The organism is Stenotrophomonas sp. UBA7606 (assembly GCF_002477705.1).
Lineage (GTDB): Bacteria > Pseudomonadota > Gammaproteobacteria > Xanthomonadales > Xanthomonadaceae > Stenotrophomonas.
The window spans coordinates 1-21,677 of record NZ_DLJW01000082.1; the positions used below are offsets into that span (position 1 = coordinate 1).

Here is a 21,677-nt window from a genome sequence, read left to right on the forward strand (position 1 = left end):
AGGGCGAAGAGCAACAGCAAGAGCGATTCCCGCCTGCGCGGGAATGACGGCGTAAGCTCAAAGCTCAAAGCCCAAAGCCCAAAGCCCAAAGCCCAAAGCCCAAAGCCAAAGCCAAAGCCAAAGCCAAAGCCCAAAGCCCAAAGCCCAAAGCACAAAGCACAAAGCACAAAGCACAAAGCCAAAGCCCAAAGCCAAAGCCAAAGCCAAAGCCAAAGCCAAAGCCAAAGCGTATCTTCCTTGTCGCCGAGGGCCACGCCTTCGGCTCCTCAGCTCTGGTTCCAGCTTCAGCCTTGGCCGTAGCTCCGCTCCTGGTTTTGGTTTTGGCTTCGGCTTGGACTTTCGCCTTCTGCTGCTCCAGCTGTCCCCTCTCCCGCTTGCGGGAGAGGGGTAGGGGTGAGGGCAAGCTTTTGCTCTGGCTCTGGCTCTGGCTCTGGCTTTTGCTCTGGCTCTGGCTCTGGCACCAACTCCGGCTTTTGCCTTCCCTCCCAACCCACCTCCCCAACAACAAGGGAATCTCCGCAGCCGAATTCCAGCTTCCCTGATTCCAACAGGCAGGCCAACAAGCAATCGTCTCCCCACAGGGAGGTCTCATGCGCAAAGGCAGCAAAACCAACAGCGCCCGTGCACTGCGCCGGCGTATGACAGACGCTGAGCGGCGCATCTGGTATTTCCTCCGGGGGCGCCATCTCGCCGATTTCAAGTTCCGCCGGCAACATCCTATCGGCCCGTACGTGGTGGACTTCGTCTGCCTGGCACACAAGCTGGTCATTGAACTGGACGGCAGCCAGCATGCAGATGCCGCCAATGACGGCCGCCGTGACGCCTTCCTGCAACGTGAGGGCTACCGGGTGCTGCGCTTCTGGAATAATGAGGCCCTGAGCCACACCGCCGCGGTCTGCGAGAGCATCCTGCGTACGGCGTTGGCACCACCAAGCCCCCGCAGGGTGCGGGGCCAAGCAGAAGGTTGTTGATATGTCCGAATCGCTACGCATCGCCCTGGCCCAGTTCGACTTCCCGGTCGGGGACGTGGGCGGCAACGCCAGCCGTATCATCGAGCTGATGCACGAGGCGCGCGACGAGTACGGCGCCGATGTGGTGCTGTTCCCGGAGCTGGCGGTCAGCGGCTATCCGCCGGAGGACCTGTTGATGCGGCCCGGCTTCCTGCGCGATTGCGAGCAGGCGCTGGCACGCATCGCCACCGAAGCCGAGGGCATCGTCGCCGTGGTGGGCTGGCCACAGAGCGCCGGTGCGGTGGTCTACAACGCCGCCAGCGTGCTGCGTGACGGCGCGGTTGCCGCTACCTACCGCAAGCGCGAGCTGCCCAATTACGCCGTGTTCGACGAGCGCCGCTATTTCGACGTCGATCCGGACGCTGGCAACTGCGTGTTCGAGCTCAATGGCGTGCAGCTCGGCCTGGTGATCTGTGAAGACCTGTGGTTCCCGGAGCCACTGGCTGCCACCGTCAAGGCCGGTGCGGAGTTGGTGCTGGTGCCCAATGCTTCGCCTTATGAACGCGGCAAGCACGCACAGCGCGATGCCTTGCTGGCCGAGCGCAGCCGCGACACCGGCGCGGCTATTGCCTACGTCAATACCATTGGTGGCCAGGACGCGGTGGTGTTCGATGGCGCCTCGGTGGTTGCCGACGGCGACGGCACCGTGCATCCAGCGGCGGTGGCGTTCACCGAGGAGATGCTGGTGGTGGAATACAACCCTGCCAGCCGCAGCTTCATGCCATTGCGCTGGATCGACGACGGCGACGAGAGCATGGACGCGCTGGCATGGCGCTCTGTCACCCGGGGCATCCAGGACTATTGCCGCAAGAATGGCTTTGGCAAGGTCTGGCTGGGCCTGTCCGGCGGTATTGACTCGGCCTTGGTACTTGCCTTGGCCGTGGATGCGCTGGGCGCCGACAACGTCACAGCGGTCAGCTTGCCGTCGCGCTATACCGCCGATCTGTCCAATGACCTGGCGGTGGAACAATGCCGCGCGCTCGGGGTAACGCTGGTGACCGTGCCGATCGAGCCGGCGTTCCAAGGGCTGATGCAGTCGCTGGCGGGCATGTTTGAGGGCCAGGCCGCCGACGTTACCGAGGAGAACCTGCAGTCACGCAGCCGCGGTGTGATCCTGATGGCGCTCAGCAACAAGTTCGGCGGCCTGTTGCTGACCACCGGCAACAAGAGTGAGTACGCCGTGGGTTACGCCACCATCTATGGCGACATGTGCGGTGGCTATGCGCCGCTCAAGGACCTGTACAAGACCGAGGTCTATGGCCTGTCCAAGTGGCGCAACACCGTGGGCGGTGCGCCGGTGATCCCGCCTGCGGTCATCAGCCGTGCACCTTCGGCGGAGCTGCGCGAGAACCAGACCGACCAGGACTCCTTGCCGGCCTATGACGTGCTCGATGGCATCCTGTACCGCTACATCGACCAGGAACAGTCGCGCGAGGACATCGTTGCGGCGGGCTATGCGCCGGAGGTGGTGGACCGTGTGCTCAAGCTGGTCAGGATCAGCGAATGGAAGCGGCACCAGGCCGCGCCGGGCCCGAAGGTATCGCGGCGTGCTTTCGGCCGCGAGCGACGCTATCCAATCACCAACGGCTACCGCGGCTGAGCCCAATCGGCGTCAACTGCAGACAACAAGGGACCGTGAGAGCCGTTTTTTTTTTGACGCAATGCTTGGGAAGCGCCCCTGATCGTGTCTTGGCTGGTGCTTGCGATGGCGGAGTGGGGGGGCGCAGGGAGGACGCTGCTGGTTGGCTGGCGGTGAGCGTCCTCGCTGGCGGGATAGGGGGCCGACGGTAAAGCACATAGCTCCCCCCATCCGCCCTGCGGGCACCCCGCCTTCGCGGGGGCAGGCCCTTTGTTCCCCGCAAGCGGGAGAAGGGAGCAAGCCAAAGTCAAAGCCAAGCCCAAAGCCCAAAGCCCAAAGCCCAAAGCCCAAAGCCCAAAGCTCCCCCCATCCGCCCTGCGGGCACCCCCGCCTTCGCGGGGGCAGGCCCTTTGTTCCCCCGCAAGCGGGAGAAGGGAGCAAGCCCAAGCCCAAAGCCAAGCCCAAAGCCCAAAGCCAAAGCTAAAGCCAAAGCTCAACTCGAAGCCCAAGCCGAAGCCGAAGCCGAAGCCGAAGCCGAAGCCGAAGCCAGCTTTCACGCTGCCCTGCCGGCTTCTGGGCCGCAAACAAGAAAGGGGCCCAAAGGCCCCTTTCCATTACCTGCAATGCTGCAGCAGCTTACTTGCCGCGGCTCATCGTCGCGTTGCGCTGGCCGGTAGCCACCGACTTCTCGCCGGCGAACGGGTTGAGCTTGCGGATCATCCACGGGTACTTCGGCCAGTTGCCGGCCAGCCACGGATGGTCCGGCTGGTTCAGCTCAAGCACGCGGCGGGCGTCGTCGGCCAGGGTCTTGTTGCCCAAGTGGGTATAGGCCTCGGCCAGGATGGCGACGGCGTCGTACTGGAAAGCGCTCTGCGGGTAGGTTTCCAGCAGGTAGTTGGCGCGGCCGGCGGCCGACACCCAGGCACCACGGCGGGCGTAGTACAGGGCGTTGTCCAGTTCGTGCTGGGCGAACACATCACGCAGCTCGACCATGCGCTGGCGCGCATCGGCGGCGTAACGGCTGTTCGGGTAGCGCTCGGCGACGATATTGAAATCGGCATAGGCCTGGCGCGGGGTCGACAGGTCGCGGCGGCTCGGGTCCAGCGACCATACGCGGCGCAGGAAAACCGTATCGCGATTACCGTTGGCAAGACCGCGCAGGTAGTACAGGTAGGCGATGTTGCGGTGGGTGGGGTAGGTGCGGATGAAGCGGTCGATGCTGGACACCGCGTCATCGTTCTTGCCGGCCTTGTACTGGGCATAGGCGCTTTCGATCATCGCCTGCTCGGTGTACGGACCGTACGGATACTGCGCAATCAGGCGCCGGAAGCTGGTTTCGGCGCCGGACCAGTTGCCGCCTTCCATCAGCTTGTGGCTCTTTTCATAGAGCTGTTCGACCGGTGCGCCTTCATCGGCGTCCTTCTTGGCGCCGCGGTGGCAGCCAGTGGCGACGAAGACCAAAACCAGCAGCAGGGCGGTGAGGCGGACGGGCGCGGACAGCAGCGAGGAGCGTCGGATCATGGGTTCAGGGCAGGACGCGGCAGGAATACGAAGGGGCGATGATAGCCTAGTGGCCTGTCCTGCGACTGACTGTTGCCGTCAGGACCCCATAATTTCGTCTTCAAGCCGGTCTTTGCCCATGTCCGAGAACACCTCCCCCACCCAGCGCCAGGCGCTGGTACCCGATTCCGCCGCTGGCCGCCGCTTCGATGCAGTGGTGGCTGAACTGTTTCCCGAATTCTCCCGTTCGCGCCTGAGCGAGTGGATCAAGACCGGCGCCGTGCTGATGGACGGCGAGCCGGCACGGCCCCGCGACCCGGTCCGCGGCGGTGAGCAGGTCAGTCTGAATGCGGTGCTGGAAACCGAAACCCACGCCCTGCCGGAGGACATCCCGCTGTCCATCCTGTACGAGGACGCCGATGTCTTCGTGATCGACAAGCCCGCCGGGCTGGTGGTCCACCCTGGCGCCGGCAACCCGACCGGCACCCTGGTCAACGCCCTGCTGTTCCGCGACCCGGAGCTGGCCAAGGTGCCGCGCGCTGGCGTGGTACACCGGCTGGACAAGGACACCAGCGGCGTCATGGTGGTGGCGCGCACCCTGCAGGCGCAGACCGCGCTGGTGGAGCAGCTGTCCGCGCGTGAGGTCCACCGCCAGTACCTGGCCGTGGTGGTCGGCGCGCTGGTCGCCGGTGGCACTGTGGATGCGCCGATCGACCGCCATCCGCGTGACCGCCTGAAGATGGGCGTGCGCGAGGACGGCAAGGACGCGGTGACCCATTACCGCCTGCGCGAGCGCTTCCGCGCCCACACCGCGCTGGAGTGCCGCCTGGAAACCGGCCGTACCCACCAGATCCGTGTGCACATGGCCCACCTGAAGCACGCCATCGTCGGTGATCCGCTGTACGGCGGCGCGCTGAAGCTGCCCAAGGGCGCCAGCGACGAGCTGGTCGCGCAGCTGCGCGGCTTCAAGCGCCAGGCGCTGCATGCCGAGACGCTGGAGTTCCAGCACCCGATCAGTGGCGAAACCATCAGCAATACCGCGCCGGTCCCGGCTGACCTGGTTGCGCTGATGAAGGCGCTGCGCGAGGACTCGCAGCTGTTCGCCGAGCGCGAACGGGGCCGTTGGTAATGGCCGAGGCGAGCCCGCTGTGGCTGGCCGACTGGCCTGCACCCCCGGGGGTGCGGGCCTTCACCACGATGCGCCATGGCGCCGGCGGCTCGCTGCCGCCGTTTGACAGTTTCAACCTCGGCAACCGGACCGCTGCTGATGGCGACGATCCGGCCCAGGTGCAACGCAACCGCGATGCCTTGCAGCAGCTGGCCAAGCTGCCCTCGGCCCCGCACTGGCTGCGCCAGGTGCACAGCAGTGACGCCCTGCGCTTTGACGCGCCGCCGCTGGCGCAGGGGCTGGAGGCCGAGCCGACCGCCGATGCCTCCGTCACGTCCGTCGCGGGCGTGGTGCTGGCCATCCTCACCGCCGATTGCCTGCCGGTGATGTTTGCCGCCCGTGATGGCAGCGAGGTGGCCGCGGCCCATGCCGGCTGGGGCGGGCTGGCGCGCGGCATGTTGGAAAACACGCTGGCCGCCATGCACACCCCTGCCGAGGCGCTGGTGGCGTGGATAGGACCGGCGGCCGGTCCGGCCCTGTACGAGGTAGGCGTGGACGTGCGCGAGGCCTTCCTGGCGCATTCCAGCGCCGCTGAAAGCCACTTCGTCGCCACCCGGCCCGGTCACTGGAAGGTGGACCTGCCGGGGCTGGCCCGGCAGCGGCTGGTGGCGGCGGGCATGCAGGCGCAGGCCATCCATGGCGGTGACCTGTGCACCATGGCCGATCCACAGCGCTGGTTCTCGCACCGGCGCGACCGCCGCAGCGGCCGTATCGCCACCCTGGTGTGGATGGAGCGATGAGCCTGCCGCTGTTCGCGCAGGTGCTGGGCCCCGCGTTTGACCAGCTGGCACCGCAGGTGCGTGCGTTGCACGCGATCCCCGCCCGCCAGCGCTGGAGCGGGCAGGGCGAGGTGCTGCGCGGCAGCCACTGGCTGGTGGCGCCCTGCGCCTGGCTGGCACGGCTGCCGCCGACCTCAAGCGTGCCGGTGACGGTGGAGTTCGTGGTCGATGCCGCGGGTGAGCGCTGGAACCGGCAGTTCGGTGCCGCGCGCATGGCCTCGCGGCTGTGGCAGCGCGGGGGGCGCTTGTTCGAGCAGTTGGGGGCGGTGCGCTTCCGGTTTGGGCTGTGCGAGCAGGGCGGGCAGATCCTGTGGCGGGCCGAGCGGGTCTGGGCCCTCGGTGTGCTGCCGCTGCCGGCGCGCTGGTTCGCCCAGGTGCATTGCCGCGAGCGTGAGCACCAGGGGCGCTATGAATTCCTGGTGGATGTCTCGATGCCGCTGATCGGGCGGTTGATCCGTTACGAAGGTTGGCTGTTGCCGGAGGGCGGGCATGGCTGAGCCGGCGGTGATCGTGTTCGATGGTGTATGCGCGCTATGCAGCCGCTGGGTGCGTTTCCTGCTGCGGTTTGATCGCGCCGGGCGCTACCGGTTTGCGGCAATGCAGGGAGGTCAGGGCCGCGCGCTGCTGGCCACGCATGGGCTGGACCCGGATGATCCCTTGTCGTTTCTGCTGGTGGCCAACGGCGTGGCCTATACCGATACGGACGCGATCCTGCGGGTGCTGACCGGGCTGGGTGGTGCTTGGCGTCTGGCAGGGATTGCGCGGGTGTTGCCGGCCACCTTGCGGGACCCGGCGTATCGCTGGTTGGCACGGAACCGCTACCGCTGGTTTGGGCGGCATGACAGCTGTTTTCTGCCGACGGCTGAGCAGCGCGGGCGATTTTTGGATTGAGTGGGTTTGATCAGGCGTCTGCGCGCTAAAAGCTTCCCCCTCTCCCCCACCCCTCTCCCGCAAGGGGAGAGGGGCTCAGAGCGCCGCAAGCCCAAGCGGGACGCGCAACTACAGCTGTAAAGCCCCTCTCCCCTTGCGGGAGAGGGGTTGGGGAGAGGGCTTCTAGCCCCCTTCCAATGCCCCCAGATACTCCCGCCGCCAGCGATGGATATCATGCGTGCGCAGCTGTTCCATCATCACCTGCCAACGCTCGATCCGCTCTGCCCGCGGCATATTCGCCGCCGTTGCGATGGCATCGGCCACGCCATCCAGATCATGCGGATTGACCAGCAGGGCCTGCTTCAATTCATCCGCCGCCCCGGCCAATAGCGACAGCACCAACATGCCTGGATTCTCCGGGTCCTGCGCGGCGATGTACTCCTTGGCGACAAGATTCATGCCGTCGCGCAAGGGCGTCACCAAGCCCACGGCTGCCTGCCGGTAGAACCCGGTCAATGTGCTGTGTGCATAGTTCTGGTTGACGTAACGCAGCGGCGTCCAATCCGCTTCGGCATGGCCGCCGTTGATATGCCCTGCCAAGCGTTCCAGGTCGGTGCGCAGCTTGCGGTACTCGGTGACACTGCCGCGCGAAACCGGCGCGATCTGCAGATAGGTCATCTCACCCTTCTGCTGCGGGTAGCGGTCGAGGTAGCGCTCGAAGCCGTGGAAGCGTTCCGGTAGACCCTTGGAGTAATCCAGCCGGTCCACACCGATTGCCAGCTTGCGGTGTTGCAGGCTCTGGCGCAGATCGCGTACCGGCTTGTTGCTGGCGGCGCTGCGCGCCTGCCGCGCGATGTGTGCGGTATCGATGCCGATGGGGAAGGCCGAGGTGCGTACGCGGCGTCCATCCGGTGCCTGTATCCACTCGTTGTCGACCAGGCCGCCGCCGCCGAACAGGCGCACATAGGACTGGAAGCGGTCGACATCGCGGCGGGTCTGGAAGCCGAGCAGATCGTATGCGTACAAGGTCTGGAACAGGGCGCGGTGATCGGGCAAGGCCTGGATCAGGTCCGCCGACGGCACCGGCACGTGCAGGAAGAAACCTATCCGACAGCCCACGCCGCGCTCGCGCAGCAAGGATGCCAGCGGGATCAGGTGGTAGTCATGGATCCACACCGTGTCGTCCTCGCGCAGCAGCGGCGCCAGCGTATCGGCAAACAAGGTGTTGACCTTCCAGTAGCCCTCGCGCTTGCGGCGATCGTAGTCGACCAGGTCCAGGCGGAAATGCAGCAGCGGCCACAGTGCACGGTTGGCGAAGCCGTTGTAGTAACTGTCCAGGTCGGATTTTGACAGGTCCATGGTGAGGTAGTGGATGGCACCGTCCTGCGCTTCGTGCAGCGCGCCGCTTTCGCCTGCGACGCTGCGGCCGCTCCAGCCAAACCACAGTCCACCGCGCTCGCGCAGTGCCGCCAGCAGGCCGGTTGCCAGTCCGCCGGCGCGGTTTTCGCCGGGCAACGCCACCCGGTTGGAGACGACAACCAAGCGGCTCACGAGGCCTCCTGCCAGCTGCGCGACAGGCGCATGGCGGCGATCACCAGCCCCACATGCGAGTAGGTCTGCGGGAAATTGCCCCAGGCCTGGCCATCGAAGCCGAGATCTTCGGATAGCAGGCCCAGGTGATTGCGTTGCTGCAGCAGGATCTCGAACATCTCGCGCGCTTCGTCCATCCGCCCGATCGCCGCCAATGCATCGATGTACCAGAACGTGCAGATCGTGAAGCTGGTTTCCGGTGTGCCAAAATCATCCGGCGCGATGTAGCGGTACAAGGCATTGCCGTGTTTCAGCTCACGGCCAATGGCTTCGACCGTGGCGATGAAGCGGGCGTCGTTGGCATCGATGAAGCCGATGTCGGCCAACAGCAACAAGGAGGCGTCCAGCCGATGACCGCCGAAGGTGTCGGTGAAGTGGCCAAGTTGCTCGCTCCAGCTTTCATGCATGATCCGCGTGTGGATCTGGTTGGCCCGTTCGCGCCAGTAGACGGCGCGGCCATCCAGCTTCAAGCGGGTTGCGATCTTGGACAGGCGGTCACAGGCCGCCCAGCACATCGCGCTGGTGTAGGTATGCACTTCGGTACGGCCACGGAATTCCCACAGGCCGGCATCCGGGACGTCGTGCAGGGCGAAGGCCTGCTCGCCAAGAGGCTCCAAGCGCGCGTAGGTATGCGCATCGCCCGGGTCCTGCAGACGCTGGTCGAAGAACAGCTGGGTGGAGGCCAGCACCACGCTGCCGTAGACATCGTGCTGGCGCTGCACCCAGGCCAGGTTGCCGCGGCGCACCGGGCCCATGCCGCAATAGCCGGACAGCGTGGTGACTTCTTCCTCATCAAGCTCGGCTTCGAAGCCGATGCCGTATAGCGGCTGCAGGCTGCCATCGCTGGTGGCCAGGTTGAAGATGTAGCCGAGGAACTGCTCCATCGAACGGGTGGCGCCAAGGCGATTGAGTGCACGTACCACGAAGGCGGCATCACGCAGCCAGCAGTAGCGGTAATCCCAGTTGCGGCTGCTGCCGGGGGCCTCCGGGATGGAGGTGGTCATCGCCGCGATGATGGCGCCGCTGTCCTCGTACTGGCACAGCTTCAGGGTGATGGCGCTGCGGATCACCGCGTCCTGCCATTCCAGCGGCACCGACAGGTAACGCACCCATTCGCGCCAGTAGTCGCGCGTGCGCTGCATGGCCTCCTGCACATAGCCACTGAGCGAGCGGTTGAGCGATTCATCCACACCCAGCACCAGGTGCACGCGGTGGTTGAGCACGAACGGCAGGCCGTCACGCACGAAGCGCACCGGTACATCGGTGGTCAAGCGCAGGACATGGTCCGGCAGCAGCCAGCGGATATGGTTGCTGCCCCAGGTGGTTTCCGGTTGGCGCGCGCCCCAATCGGCCAACGGCCGCGCGCGCACGATGATGCGTGGGCTGCCGGACAGCGGCGTGACCTGGCGGATCAGGCTGACCGGGCGGTAGAAGCGGTCGTTCTGGCGCCAGCGCGGGGCGAAATCGATGATCTCCACCGCGCCGCCATGCTGGTCGTACAGCACCGTGCGCAGGATGGCGGTATTGGTGAGATAGGACTGCTCGCTGTCGCGGAAGTCCTCCAGCTCGATGCCGAAGTCACCGCCGGGGTGCTGGTTGGGGCCGAGCAGGGCGCAGAAGGCCGGGTCGCCATCGAAGCTGGGCAGGCAGCTCCATACCACGCGCGCCTGTTTGTCGATGAGCGCACCGAAACTGCCATTGCCAACTACGCCAAGGTCGAGGGTAGCGTCTTGCATTGCTTACTCCTGGTTGCGCGGACGCCGCTGGCGCCGCTGTTTCCTCCGGGTGGGTCAGGTAGTGGCTGCGCGCAGCCAGGCGTGGACGGCATTGATATCAGGCAGGGCGGAGCGGGCATGGCTGTCGCCACGCTGGCCGACCAGTACGCCGAGGCCGCCTGCAAGCTGAGCTGCGTGGAAGCCGTGTTCGTCGGTGAGGTCATCGCCGATGAAGATCGGGCGCCGGCCTTGGAAAGGCGGTTGTTGCATCAGTTGCTGCAGTGCGCGGCCCTTGTCGTGGCCACTGCCGACAAACTCGATCACATGATTGCCGGGTTGCAGGCGCACGCCGGGCAGCTGCGGCAGCGAGGCATTGGCAAAGGCGATCACTGCCGCGCCCGCGTCGGGCGCGTTGCGCCAATGCAATGCCAGGGCCTGGCCTTTGTTCTCGATCAGTACGCCGGGATGGGCATGTGCCAGCTGCATCGCGCGCTGGTGCAGTGCATGCAGCCAGCTGGCGGTATCGGTTTCGGCAAGCGCAGCATCGGCGGCGGTGAGCAGTTGCGCGCCGTGCAGCCCGGCCATCGGCAGCTGTAGTGGCGCGAACATTGTCTGCAGCTGGCCGACGGGGCGCCCACTGAGCAGTGCCACCGCACCGCCCAGACGCTGCTGCACGCTGGCCAGCAGCGTGAGCAGTGGGGGATCGGGCACTACCTTGTCCGGGTGGTCGGCAAAGGCGAGCAGAGTGCCATCCACGTCGAGAAACAGTGCGTCGTCATCTGCCAGCGCCGGAGGGTGCGGTCGCTGTAGGTCATCAAGCATGCGGACACTATGCCGCAGCGGTTGTTACAGGAAGGTCATTTGGGGTGAACGGTTTGGGTTTACGTGTCTTAAGAGCGCCCTCACCCCAACCCCTCTCCCGCGTGCGGGAGAGGGGCTGGTGGACTACGAGTGCGCGTGATGCGCGCCCCTCTCCCGCCTGCGGGAGAGGGGTTGGGGTGAGGGCAAGCTTCTGCTCTTTACCCAATGCAAAGGATCACCTGGTAACCGCAAACTCGATCCGCCGGTTCTGCGCACGGCCTTCTTCACTGTCATTGCTGGCGCGTGGCTTTTCCTGGCCATAGCCCTTGGCAGTGAGCGTATCGGCGGCAACCCCCAGTTCGGCCAGCTTGGCCACCACCGCATCGGCGCGCTGCTGGCTCAAGGTCACGTTGGCAGCGGCATCACCGGTGTTGTCGGTATGCCCACCGACCTCGATCCTGGTGCCCGCCGGTGCCTGCTTGATCGCGTTGGCGGCGCTGGTCAGCGTCTCCATGCTGTCGCGAGTGATGGTGGCCGAGCCGGTGTCAAAGTAGATGTTCATCAGGTTCAGCGCCTTGACCAGGTCAGCACCGCTGAAACCGGCTTTGAGTCCGGCCAGTGCCGACGCTGCGCGGTCCCACAAGCCACTGATCTCGAAGCCGCCGAACAGACTGCGCAGCTTGTCGCTCACCGCGAAACGATCGGATTCGGCCATGCCGCTGGTGTCGATGCTGAGTTTGTCGCCATCAAAGCCGAACTTCAGCCCCTTGGCCTTGAGCTCGGGCAGCGCGGCGATCAGCTTGTCCAGCCAGTTGGCAGGCAGGGTAGCGGGATCGACGCTGATATCACCGGACAGGTTGTTCTCGCCGTAGGTGGCCTTGAGAGCATCCCATAGCCGCGTCTTGTCGGCATCGGCGGCAACCCGGCCGTTGACCATGACCTTGCCGTCCATATTCTCGAAGCCAAAGCGGGCATTGGCCTGGGCGGCGGGTTCGGGTTCGGGTGTGGGTGCGGGTTGCGCGGTTGTTGCTGGCGCGGGCGGCGGCGGGGCGGCGGCTTCGTCCTTTTTGCAGCTGCGGAACAACAGGAAGGCCGCAATCAGGATGATCAGCGGAATCAGCCATTTCCAGAAACCACCGGATGCTGCCGTTGCCGGCCGGGTGCCACCGCCGCTATAACCTGCGGCGGGCGTTGTGGTGCCGAACCATCGGTCGTAGTCGGCCGGGCGCGCGCTGGGGATGCTGCCGCCCTGGGTCAACTGGCCGACGATCTTCGGCAGCAACCAGGCACCGGCCATATTCACCGCGGCAGGGGGAATGCCGAGTTTGCTGGCGATGCCGCTGGCCAGGTTCTGGCCGAAGCCGGCGCTGAACTGGTCCGGCTGCAGGACGTTGTCGCCGGGAGTGGTGCCTATCCAGGAGGCGAACAGCGTGTCCAGGCCTGCGTCATCAAAGCGTTTTCGCAGCCCGGCAAAGCCACCGTAGGCGGGATCGAAGATGGTATCGACAAGCTGGCGTACCAGACGCCCTGCGTTGTCGCCAAGATGAAAGCGGCTGGCCGCTTCGCGAATCAACGACTCGAACATATACGCCTCCGCAATGGATGACCGGGCTGGAATGTGCCGGCAGACGTAAGGAGCGCTCTGTGCTGTTAAAGCTGGATGAATTCGGGGGTTTTGGACTAGAGCTTCCCTCTCCCCAACCCCTCTCCCGCAAGGGGAGAGGGGCTAGTGCACTACGAGCGCGAGCAATCCGAGCCCCTCTCCTGCGTGCGGGAGAGGGGTTGGGGTGAGGGGAAGCTTTTAAAAAGCCATCCCCCCGAAAAATCAGAACGTAAACCGCACCCGCCCATACCAATAGGCGCCATTGCTGCCGATTGGCGACAACACGTCATACGGCAGGTTGCCGAAGTAGTAGATGTCTTCGTTCGACTTGTCCGGGTAGTTGTCGGTCAGGTTCTGCCCGCCGATCGCCACGCTCCACTGCGGCGTGATGCGGTACTCGACTTCCGCATCCAGCTGCCATTCGGCCTGGTAGGTCTGGGTCGGCACATAACCATCGCCGAAGTCGAACACGCGCTTGGCACTGCCGTGACGGCTGACGCGGCTGCTCAACGACCAGCTGTCATTGGCCCAGCTGGCGGCGAACTGTGCGCGGGTACGCGGTGCGGCGTCGGTCAGCGTATTGCTCTCCTCCACGCCGAACAGCACGTAGTCCGGATTCAGTGCCAGCAACTGCGAAGGCGTGGCGACCACGTTCTTCAACTCGGTCTTGGCGTAACTCCAAGTGCCGGTCAGCAGCAGCTCGCCGTCACCCAGCGACTGCCGCCAGTTGCCGACGAACTCGGCGCCGCGGGTACGGGTATCGGCGGCGTTGACGAAGTAATGCGCGCTTTCCAGCCCACCGATGCCGAATTGTTGCTGCACGAAATCGGTCAGTGCATCGCCGGTGATGCTTTCCGACAGTGCGATACGGTCATCGATATCGATCTGGAACAGGTCCAGCGACAGGTCGAAGTGGCTGCCGATCTGGCTGGTGAAGCCCAGGCTGTAGTTGATTGACTTCTCCGGCTTCAGGTCGCTTGCGCCCAGTGCCCGCGCGATCGGATTGTTGACCGACAGCAGGCGGCCCTGCACCAGCTGGCCACCGGCGGTATAGCCGGTCGAAGTGGATTCGTAGCCGATCTGGCTCAGCGACGGCGCGTGGAAGTTGTTGGAGACCGAACCGCGCAGCGCGAACACCGGCGCGAATGCATAGCGCGCACCCAGCTTGCCGGTCAGCTCGCCGCCGAAGTCCTCGTAGTGCTCATAGCGTGCGGCGATATCGGTGGAGAACTTCTCGCCGAAGGTCGAGGACAGGCTGGTGTAGGCACTGAACACATCGCGTGACAGATGCGCCTCGTCCTGCGGGGTCAGGCCGCCGCCGGCCTGTGAGCCGGTCGGGCGGTCGGTGTAGGGGCCGGCGGCGTAGCTGGCCGGGTCACCGGCACCGGTTTCATAACGCTCGTGGCGGCCTTCGATGCCGAAGCCAAGGCTGTGGCTGTCGTTGGCACGCACGAAAATGCGTCCGAAATCGAGGTTGGCCACGGTCTGGGCGAAGCTGAAATCGGCGGTCTTGAAGCGGGTCGGGCTGGTCGGCCCCAGCGAGGCGTTGAGCGAGTTGCGCAGGCGGTAGGTGAATTCGTTGCGGCCATGGTCGAGGCTGGCATCGTAGTTCCAGTCACCCAATTCGCCACGAGCGCCGGCCACCAACTGCACATCCAGGTTCTCGCCTTCGGAGATCGGGCGGTAACCGTTCGGGTACAGCGCCTTCCAGTTGGCTTCGCCGTCCGGGTAACGGAAGTAATTGGCGCCTTCGGTATCGCGCTGGTTGTAGGTGCCGAAGGCATAGGCCTTGGAGGCGGTGCCGAACGGGATTTCGGCATTGAACCAGGCGTTGAGATCCTTGCTGGCGCCATCGCCCAATGAATAATTGCGCTTGCCGGCCAGGGCCAGATTGTCTGGTGTCTGCGCTTCCCACGGCGGGATCTGGTCGAAACCGGCACGGTTGGTGGCTTCGCGGTTCTTCAGTTCCAGGCCGACGCGCAGGAAGCCGCCGTCGTCGGTCAGCGCGGTGCCGACCTTGGCGCTGAAGTAGCTGGTCTGGCCATCGGTCAGGGTGCGGTCGATCGGCTTGAGGTCGGTGTGGTGCGCGCCGAAGCTGGCTTCGATGGCGCCGCCTTCCGGCGCGTCGTCGAGGATCACGTTGATCACGCCGGCCACCGCATCGGAGCCGTATAGCGCGCCGGCGCCGTCACGCAGCACCTCGATGCGCTTGATTGCGCTGACCGGGATGGCATTGAAGTCGACCGGCGTGGTGCCCTTGCCGATCTTGCTGTCGGTGTTGACCAGGGCGCTGTTGTGGCGGCGCTTGCCCTTGACCAGCACCAGCACATGGTCAGGCGACAGGCCACGCAGCTGCGCGGCGCGGATGTGGTCGGCACCGCCGGAATTGGACTGGCGCGGGAAGTTGAACGAGGGCAGCAGCGCCTGCAGCGCGCTGCCCAGCTCACCGTTGACCACGCCGGCCTTGCGGATGTCCTCGGCACTGAGCACGTCCACCGGTGCAGTGGACTCCAGCACGGTGCGGTCGACGGCGCGGGTGCCGGTGACGATCACCGTGTCCAGGTTGGTGGCCTGCGGGGCGTTCTGGGCAAAGGCGGGGGAAGACAGCGCCAGCGCGATGGCCAGGCCGAGCGGGGCCGAGGTGGGGCGGGACATGCAGACTCCGGAAAGACGGGGGAGGGGAGGGGAATGGCTTGCACTTACATCCATCCGGATGAAGCGATATATTATCTTGGCGTTAACGCCGCTGCCGATGCAAGTCCTGATGGCAATCGGCTGATAACCAAACGCGATATCCGCTGCGGTGCCTTGGATGCCACCGTGTTTTCCCTGTCCGGAGGTTTCCATGAAGTTGCCAGCTGTCCTGTTGCCCCTGCTGTTTGCCGTTGCCGCCAGTGCCCATGCGGCGCCACCTGTCACCGAAACGGCGCCCAGCGCGCAGTTGCATGGCGATGCCGCACGCCCGGCCGAGGCCGCGGGCTGGGTGCGCAGCGAGCTGTACTTCGGCGTGGGTGAGGAGAGTGGCCCGTCCGCACGCGCTCAGACCGACGTGATCAACGAGGCGCAATGGCGCGCCTTCCTGGACAAGGAAGTGACCCCGCGCTTTCCCGATGGCCTGACCGTGTTTGATGCCTACGGCCAGTGGCTGTTCCGTGGCGCGGCCGAGCCCAACCGGTTGCGCACCAAGGTGCTGGTGATCCTGCATGAGGACAGCCCGCAACGGCGCAACGACATCGAAGCCATCCGCCTGGCCTGGAAGCAGGCCACCCGGCACCAGTCGGTGCTGTGGTCACGGCAGCCGGTCGAGGTTTCGTTCTGATCAGCATTGGATCGGCTAGCCTGCGGGCAGCCCCCAACCGCAGATGAGCTTCTCGATGACGCCCCTGATATCCACGTCCCGCTGCCGTTCTGCCGCCCGCGGTTTGCTGATTGCAGCGGTTTCGCTGCTGGCAGCGCCAGCATTCGCGGCAGATGACAGCCAGATCCGCTTCGAGGTAACAGCCGGCGTGAGCGCGTATGCGCGCTTGCTGGGCGACGGCAGCGTGGAGGTGGGCACCAATCGATCAAAGGACCGGCAGGTGCTGGCGGCGTCCACGGATGAGGAGGGTGGCGGCACGCGCCTGGGCCACGCTGACTACAACTTCGACGGCTATCAGGACCTGGACACCAGCGCCACGCTGGGCCAGGTCAACGAGTCTGTCACGGTTTACCTGTACGAGCCGGCCAGTGGCCAGTTCCGCGCGTTGGCCGCACCTGAAGCCCCGGAGATCAGCTGTGAAGGTTTCTGGTCGCTGACCCCTGACCCGGCCACCCGCACGTTGAGCAGCAGTTGCCGCAGTGGACCCATGTGGTACAGCGACATCTACCGCTACCAGGGCAGGCAGGTCTATCTCTATCGATCGATGCGCAACGCCTTTCTTGACACCGAAGCGCTCGCGCGGGTGTTGGCGCTGGCTGAAGTGGACGATGCGGAGATCCTCACGGTGTGGAGCACCTGGGATGCCGCAGGCAAGCGGCTCGAAACCGCCATCTGGAATGCCTTCGATCCGCCGCTGAAGGACGCCCCGATGCCGGGCCGCAGCGCGTCGGTGGTGCCGGACAAGCTGCTGCTGTACAGCAAGGCCGGCGACACCTCGACCAAGCGCTACCTGCTCAAGGGCGACCGCGTCGAGTTGCTGGACGAAGCCGACGGCTGGTTGCAGCTGCGCTACCGCAATCCCCGCCGTGGCCCGGTGCTGGGCTGGGTGAGGCTGCCCAGCAACGAATGATCTGTTCCACTCGCACGCATTTTTCCAGCGTTACCATCGCTCCGCTTTCCTGACGATATCCCCCATGAATTCTTCCGCAGCAACATCCCGCCCACGCTGGTTCGTCACCGGTGATCTCAACGGCTTCTTCGGCCTGGTGGTCGACAATCTGTCGATCCTGGGCTTCATCGCGATGGCGCTGGTCGGCATCTTCCAGTTCCCGGCCGATGTGGTGTTCGGGCGCATGTTCCCGGGCACTGCCTTTGGCGTGCTGATCGGCAACCTGATGTATACGTTGATGGCACGGCGTCTGGCTGCCCGCAGCGGCCGCGATGATGTCACCGCCATGCCGCTGGGGCTGGATGCGCCGACCAGCATCGGCATGGCCTTGTTGGTGCTGGGCCCGGCCTTCGTCGGCTTCAAACAGTTGGGCATGGACCCGCAGGCGGCAGCAATGCTGACCTGGAAGCTGGGCATGGCTTCGCTGGTGGTGATGGGCCTGCTCAAGCTGGTGCTGTCCTTCGTCGGTGATGCGGTTACCCGCCATGTGCCGCGTGCGGCGCTGCTCGGTTCCATCGGCGGTGCGGCCCTGACCCTGCTTGGCTTCCTGCCGCTGATCGAGAGCATGCGCCAGCCGCTGGTCGGTCTGGTCACGCTGGGCGTGCTGCTTTATGTGCTGGTTGCGCGCGGCGTGGTGCCGCTGCGCTTGCCGGGCGTGCTGTTCGCGCTGCTGGTTGGTGTTGCGCTGTATTACGGATTGGGTGCCGCTGGCGCGCTGACCGGCTTCCAATGGCCGCCGGCCATCTCCTTCGCCGTGGCCTTGCCGCTGCCGACGCTGGGCTTTATCGACGGCCTGCCGCTGACCGTGCCGTATCTATCGCTGCTGCTGCCGTTCGGCCTGCTGATGGTGGTGGGCGGCATCAACGTGGCCGAGAGCGCACGCGCCGCTGGTGACGATTACCGCACCCGCGACATCCTGCTGGTCGAGGCCATTGCCACGCTGATCGCCGGCGTCTGCGGCGGTGTCGCACAGACCACGCCGTATATCGGCCAGCCGGCCTACAAGCGCCTGGGTGCACGCAGCGGTTACACGCTGCTGACCGGCCTGTTCATCGGTATCGGCGGCATGCTCGGCGTGGTTGCCGGGTTGGTGCAGTGGCTGCCGGTGGCGGTGTTGGCACCAATCATCGTCTTCGTCGGCCTGGACATCACCGTGCAGGCCTTCCAGCAGACCAAGCGGGAGCACGCGATTGCGGTGGCGCTGGCCTTTCTGCCGGCGATTGCCTACCTGATCAACATCAAGTTCGGCACCTGGGTGGCGCCGGATGCAGCGGCGGCGTTGTATGCAGCGGTCGACGGCCACGGCCTGTCGGATGTGGCCACGCTGCAGCTGCTGGGCAATGGTTTCATCATCTCGGCGATGATCTGGGCAGCTGCGCTGGTGGCCTTGATCGAGCGTCGCGCTGGCGTGGCGGTAAGCCTGCTGTTCGTGGCTGCGGCATTGAGCGCGTTCGGCGTGATCCATTCCACCGATCCGCGCGGCGGCATCTACCTGCCATGGCAGTTGGAAAGTCTGCGTCAGGCCATCACCTTGCAGGTGAGCGCTGCTTATGCGGTGTTGGCGGTCGTGATCGGCCTGATGTCGCTGCAGAAACAGCGTTGATGCACAGGGCTTGGCTGTACAGGGTCTGAGCCGCTGGGGGAACCCAGCGGGATAAACGGGGTCACACCATCACATGCAATAAAGGTGCAAGTGATGCAGAAGCGCAAAGCAGTGTGGCCCTGGGCAGTGGTTGGCGTCGTCGCGGTAGGCGGCATTGGCTGGTGGTTGTTCCGTGATGATGTGGCGCAGCTGCGGCAGGCAACGGCAACCGTTGCTCCGCCGGTGGATAGCCCGGCTGCGCCGGCCGTCCAACCGCCGGCTAGGCCCGAACCAGCGGCCGAGCCGAAGTATCCGCTCGACGTGGCTGCCGACCCGGCCTTGCCGGCATTGGCCGACAGCGATGCTTCCAGTTGGCAGGCGCTGAACGGGTTGTTCCCTGCTGATGCCTTGGCCGTACTGCTACGCGAACACCTTATCCAGCGCGTGGTCGTGCATGTGGACAACCTGACCCAGCCCAGTCTGCCCGGTTCGGCGATGGCGCTGCGGCCGCTGCCCGGAACACTGCTGGTGGAGCAGCGCAGTGCCGGCGGCGAGCAGCTTGCGGCCGCCAACGCCGCGCGCTACGCCCCGTTCGTGGATGCTTTTACCCGTGCCGATGCGGGCGCCGTCGCGGCGGCCTACACCCGTTTCTATCCCTTGCTGCAGCAGGCCTATCGCGATATTGGCCATCCCGAAGGCCATTTCAATGACAGGTTGGTGGCAGTGATCGACCACCTGTTGCAGACCCCCGAGCCGGCCCGTCCGCTGGCGGTGGAGCCGGACGGCAAGGGCCGCTATCGCTTCGTCGACCCGGCCCTGCAATCGCTGTCGATCGGGCAGAAAGCCTTGCTGCGCATGGATGCCGGCCAGCAACAGGCGGTGAAGCAGCAACTGCGGGCGTTGCGCGCGGCGATCACGCGCGGCTGAGCCGAGCTGCCGCTTGCGTTGGATCAAGGTTGCGGCGACAGCAGCGGGTGATACTGGGGCGGGATTGCGATTGCAGCTGAACAAGGGCGCTATTCACCCTTGAATCACGCCGTTGCAACCGCATCTGAACCAGTATCGCCAGCAATGCTGGCCTCCCAACTTTGAGGAAGAAGACCCATGCGGATGGACAAGCTCACCTCCAACTTCCAGAAGGCGCTGTCCGACGCGCAGTCCCTGGCGGTCGGTCGCGACAACAACATCATCGAACCGGTGCACGTGCTCAGCGCGTTGCTCGACCAGCCCGGCGGCAGCAGCCGGCCGTTGCTGGCCCAGGCCGGCGTCAACGTGCCGGTGCTGCGCGAGCGGCTGGCCGAGTCGCTGGAGGCGCTGCCCAAGGTGTCCGGCCAGGCCGGCAACCTGTCGATGGGCAATGACCTGAGCCGCCTGCTCAATACCACCGACAAGCTGGCCCAGCAGCACAACGACCAGTTCATCGCCAGCGAATGGTTCCTGCTGGCCGCCGTCGACGACGGTGGCGCGGCCGGCATGGCGCTGCGTGCGGCCGGTGCCGACAAAAAGAAGATCGAGGCCGCCATCGACAAGCTACGCGGCGGCGAGACCGTGCAGAGCGAGAACGCCGAGGAACAGCGCCAGGCGCTGGAGAAGTACACCATCGACCTGACCGCGCGCGCGGAGAGCGGCAAGCTTGACCCGGTGATCGGCCGCGACGAGGAAATCCGCCGCACCATCCAGGTGCTGCAACGCCGGACCAAGAACAACCCGGTGCTGATCGGCGAGCCCGGCGTGGGCAAGACCGCCATCGTCGAAGGCCTGGCCCAGCGCATCATCAATGACGAAGTACCTGAAGGCCTGCGCGGCAAGCGCGTGCTGTCGCTGGACATGGGAGCGCTGATCGCCGGGGCCAAGTTCCGCGGTGAGTTCGAGGAGCGCCTGAAGGGCGTGCTCAACGACCTGGCCAAGAACGAAGGCCAGATCATCCTGTTCATCGACGAGCTGCACACCATGGTCGGTGCCGGCAAGGCCGATGGCGCGATGGATGCGGGCAACATGCTCAAGCCGGCGCTGGCGCGCGGCGAGCTGCACTGCATCGGCGCGACCACGCTGGACGAGTACCGCCAGTACATCGAGAAGGACGCCGCGCTGGAGCGCCGCTTCCAGAAGGTGCTGGTGGGCGAGCCCACGGTCGAGGACACCATCGCCATCCTGCGCGGCCTGAAGGAGCGCTACGCCGTGCACCATGGCGTGGAGATCACCGACCCGGCCATCGTTGCCGCGGCCACGCTGTCCAACCGTTACATCACCGACCGCCAGCTGCCGGACAAGGCCATCGACCTGATGGACGAGGCGGCCTCGCGCATCCGCATGGAGATCGATTCCAAGCCGGAGGAGCTGGACCGCCTGGAGCGGCGCCTGATCCAGCTCAAGATCCAGCGCGAGATGCTGAAGAAGGAGAAGGACGACGCCTCGCGCAAGCGCCTGGCCGACCTGGAAACCGACATCGACACGCTGGAACGCGAGTTCTCCGACCTCAATGAAATCTGGAAGTCGGAGAAGGCCGCATTGCAGGGCGCGACCAAGATCAAGGAGCAGGTGGAGAAGGCCAAGCTCGACCTGGAGGCCGCGCAGCGCCGGCAGGATTTCGCCAAGATGAGCGAGATCCAGTACGGCGTGCTGCCCAACCTGGAAAAGCAGCTGCAGGCCGCGCAGGAGATGGAGCGCAAGGACTTCAAGCTGGTGCAGGACAAGGTCACCGACGAGGAGATCGCCGAGGTGGTCTCGCGCTGGACCGGCATTCCGGTCAGCAAGATGCTGGAAGGCGAGCGCGACAAGCTGCTGCGCATGGAAGACATGCTGCACAACCGCGTGGTTGGCCAGGAAGAGGCGATCCGCGTGGTGTCCGACGCGGTGCGTCGTTCGCGCGCGGGGCTGTCTGACCCGAACCGTCCGAGTGGTTCGTTCCTGTTCCTGGGCCCGACCGGCGTGGGCAAGACCGAGCTGACCAAGGCGCTGGCCGACTTCCTGTTCGATTCATCCGACGCGATGGTGCGCATCGACATGAGCGAGTTCATGGAGAAGCACAGCGTGTCGCGCCTGATCGGTGCGCCCCCGGGTTATGTCGGCTACGAGGAAGGTGGCTACCTGACCGAAGCGGTGCGCAGGCGCCCGTACAGCGTGATCCTGCTGGACGAGGTGGAGAAGGCGCACCCGGATGTGTTCAACATCCT

The 21,677-nt window shown here is 65.4% G+C and carries 17 protein-coding genes and 1 pseudogene; 11 read left to right on the forward strand and 7 right to left on the reverse strand.

Annotation, left to right across the window (positions count from 1 at the left end):
* A pseudogene (locus B2527_RS10400) lies at positions 1-254 on the reverse strand (hypothetical protein); the annotation flags it as partial.
* A gap of 336 nt (positions 255-590) precedes the next feature.
* On the opposite strand from B2527_RS10400, the gene B2527_RS10405 reads away from it, so the two are divergent.
* Entirely contained in the window at positions 591-971 is a 381-nt protein-coding gene (locus B2527_RS10405; RefSeq protein WP_293711627.1) for an endonuclease domain-containing protein, read from the forward strand.
* A 1-nt stretch (position 972) separates the two neighbouring features.
* Positions 973-2,610 carry an NAD+ synthase gene (locus B2527_RS10410; RefSeq protein WP_293711629.1) on the forward strand — a complete coding sequence of 546 codons (1,638 nt, stop codon included), beginning with the start codon at positions 973-975 and terminating at the stop codon, positions 2,608-2,610.
* 615 nt (positions 2,611-3,225) lie between these two features.
* Here B2527_RS10410 and B2527_RS10415 read toward each other — a convergent pair.
* Positions 3,226-4,110 (reverse strand): outer membrane protein assembly factor BamD, encoded by an 885-nt coding sequence (locus tag B2527_RS10415; RefSeq protein WP_293711631.1) that lies wholly within the window; start codon positions 4,108-4,110, stop codon positions 3,226-3,228.
* 118 nt (positions 4,111-4,228) lie between these two features.
* Here B2527_RS10415 and rluD point away from each other — a divergent pair, with 118 nt between their 5' ends.
* From rluD to B2527_RS10435, 4 genes are read left to right on the forward strand one after another with little or no spacing between them, the layout of a single operon-like run.
* A complete protein-coding gene (gene rluD / locus B2527_RS10420) occupies positions 4,229-5,218 on the forward strand; it encodes a 23S rRNA pseudouridine(1911/1915/1917) synthase RluD (protein ID WP_293711633.1) in 990 nt (329 codons plus the stop codon).
* Entirely contained in the window at positions 5,218-5,997 is a 780-nt protein-coding gene (pgeF, locus tag B2527_RS10425; RefSeq protein WP_293711636.1) for a peptidoglycan editing factor PgeF, read from the forward strand. The genes rluD and pgeF overlap by 1 nt, the downstream gene beginning before the upstream one ends.
* A gap of 2 nt (positions 5,998-5,999) precedes the next feature.
* Positions 6,000-6,533, forward strand: a complete 534-nt coding sequence (locus tag B2527_RS10430) for a DUF4166 domain-containing protein (protein ID WP_293711671.1) — start codon at positions 6,000-6,002, stop codon at positions 6,531-6,533.
* Positions 6,526-6,927: a thiol-disulfide oxidoreductase DCC family protein gene (locus tag B2527_RS10435; RefSeq protein WP_293711639.1), complete on the forward strand. Its 402-nt coding sequence runs from the start codon at positions 6,526-6,528 to the stop codon at positions 6,925-6,927. The genes B2527_RS10430 and B2527_RS10435 overlap by 8 nt, the downstream gene beginning before the upstream one ends.
* Positions 6,928-7,089: 162 nt before the next feature.
* Here the strand turns inward: B2527_RS10435 and otsA are convergent, their stop codons facing one another.
* The 5 genes from otsA to B2527_RS10460 form a co-directional block, all read right to left on the reverse strand.
* Positions 7,090-8,457, reverse strand: a complete 1,368-nt coding sequence (gene otsA, locus B2527_RS10440) for an alpha,alpha-trehalose-phosphate synthase (UDP-forming) (RefSeq protein WP_293711642.1) — start codon at positions 8,455-8,457, stop codon at positions 7,090-7,092.
* Positions 8,454-10,232, reverse strand: coding sequence for a glycoside hydrolase family 15 protein (locus B2527_RS10445; protein WP_293711645.1), 1,779 nt, complete (start codon positions 10,230-10,232; stop codon positions 8,454-8,456). The genes otsA and B2527_RS10445 overlap by 4 nt, the downstream gene beginning before the upstream one ends.
* Positions 10,233-10,286: 54 nt before the next feature.
* Entirely contained in the window at positions 10,287-11,033 is a 747-nt protein-coding gene (gene otsB, locus B2527_RS10450; RefSeq protein WP_293711648.1) for a trehalose-phosphatase, read from the reverse strand.
* A 214-nt stretch (positions 11,034-11,247) separates the two neighbouring features.
* Positions 11,248-12,597: an OmpA family protein gene (locus B2527_RS10455; RefSeq protein WP_293711651.1), complete on the reverse strand. Its 1,350-nt coding sequence runs from the start codon at positions 12,595-12,597 to the stop codon at positions 11,248-11,250.
* A gap of 240 nt (positions 12,598-12,837) precedes the next feature.
* Positions 12,838-15,270 carry a TonB-dependent receptor plug domain-containing protein gene (locus tag B2527_RS10460; protein ID WP_293711654.1) on the reverse strand — a complete coding sequence of 811 codons (2,433 nt, stop codon included), beginning with the start codon at positions 15,268-15,270 and terminating at the stop codon, positions 12,838-12,840.
* 190 nt (positions 15,271-15,460) lie between these two features.
* Between B2527_RS10460 and B2527_RS10465 the strand changes: the two genes are divergently transcribed.
* The 5 genes from B2527_RS10465 to B2527_RS10485 form a co-directional block, all read left to right on the forward strand.
* Positions 15,461-15,934 (forward strand): DUF3574 domain-containing protein, encoded by a 474-nt coding sequence (locus B2527_RS10465; RefSeq protein ID WP_293711657.1) that lies wholly within the window; start codon positions 15,461-15,463, stop codon positions 15,932-15,934.
* A gap of 55 nt (positions 15,935-15,989) precedes the next feature.
* The gene (locus tag B2527_RS10470; protein ID WP_293711660.1) at positions 15,990-16,883 is read left to right on the forward strand and encodes an XAC2610-related protein; all 894 of its coding nucleotides are present in this window, start codon (positions 15,990-15,992) and stop codon (positions 16,881-16,883) included.
* A 64-nt stretch (positions 16,884-16,947) separates the two neighbouring features.
* Positions 16,948-18,525, forward strand: coding sequence for a hypothetical protein (locus B2527_RS10475; protein ID WP_293711663.1), 1,578 nt, complete (start codon positions 16,948-16,950; stop codon positions 18,523-18,525).
* 93 nt (positions 18,526-18,618) lie between these two features.
* Complete coding sequence (locus B2527_RS10480) at positions 18,619-19,431, forward strand: DUF3014 domain-containing protein (RefSeq protein ID WP_293711665.1); 813 nt, start codon at positions 18,619-18,621, stop codon at positions 19,429-19,431.
* 177 nt (positions 19,432-19,608) lie between these two features.
* Positions 19,609-21,677 (forward strand): AAA family ATPase (locus tag B2527_RS10485; RefSeq protein ID WP_293711668.1); only part of this gene is annotated, 2,069 nt, incomplete at its 3' end.